This window comes from Acidovorax sp. ST3, from assembly GCF_003231145.1.
In the GTDB taxonomy this organism is placed as follows: domain Bacteria; phylum Pseudomonadota; class Gammaproteobacteria; order Burkholderiales; family Burkholderiaceae_C; genus Acidovorax.
Map to the genome: position 1 here is coordinate 1 of NZ_QKVP01000127.1, position 530 is coordinate 530.

At 70.0% G+C, this 530-nt stretch carries 1 protein-coding gene; it reads left to right on the forward strand.

Annotation, left to right across the window (positions count from 1 at the left end; translation table 11 throughout):
• A partial coding sequence (locus tag DNK89_RS24645) for a M24 family metallopeptidase (RefSeq protein WP_203422588.1) occupies window positions 1-530 on the forward strand: 530 nt, incomplete at both ends.

The window sequence follows — 530 nt, forward strand, 5'->3', positions numbered from 1 at the left end:
GATCTACGCCGCGGGCGACCTGCGGCTGGGCGGCACGCTGGACGCCACCGGCAAGGCCGCCGGCCAGGCTGCGCTGTTGTCCAACGAGTCCGCCACCATCGAAGTCGAGCGCAACGCCGACATCGCCGCGGCCAGCATCCAGAACCGTAACCTGCACTTCGCCAGCGAAACCGTCGAGGTCAGCCGCGAAGCCAAGTGGTTCTATCGCCTGGACGGCACCACCGACATCACCCGCACCATGGCCATCGGCGAGCCGTCCGCCGAGATGCGCCAGCGTTTCACCCTGGTGCTGAAGGGCAACCTCGCCCTCGCCGGCGTCCGCTTCCCGGCCGGAACCACCGGCTCGTCCCTCGACGCCCTGGCGCGCGCGCCGCTGTGGATGGCCGGCCTCGACTACGACCACGGCACCGGCCACGGCGTCGGCAGCTATCTGGGCGTCCACGAGGGCCCGCAGCGCATCTCCAAGGCCCCGAACGCCGTCGCCCTGCAACCCGGCATGATCGTCTCCAACGAGCCGGGTTATTACAAGG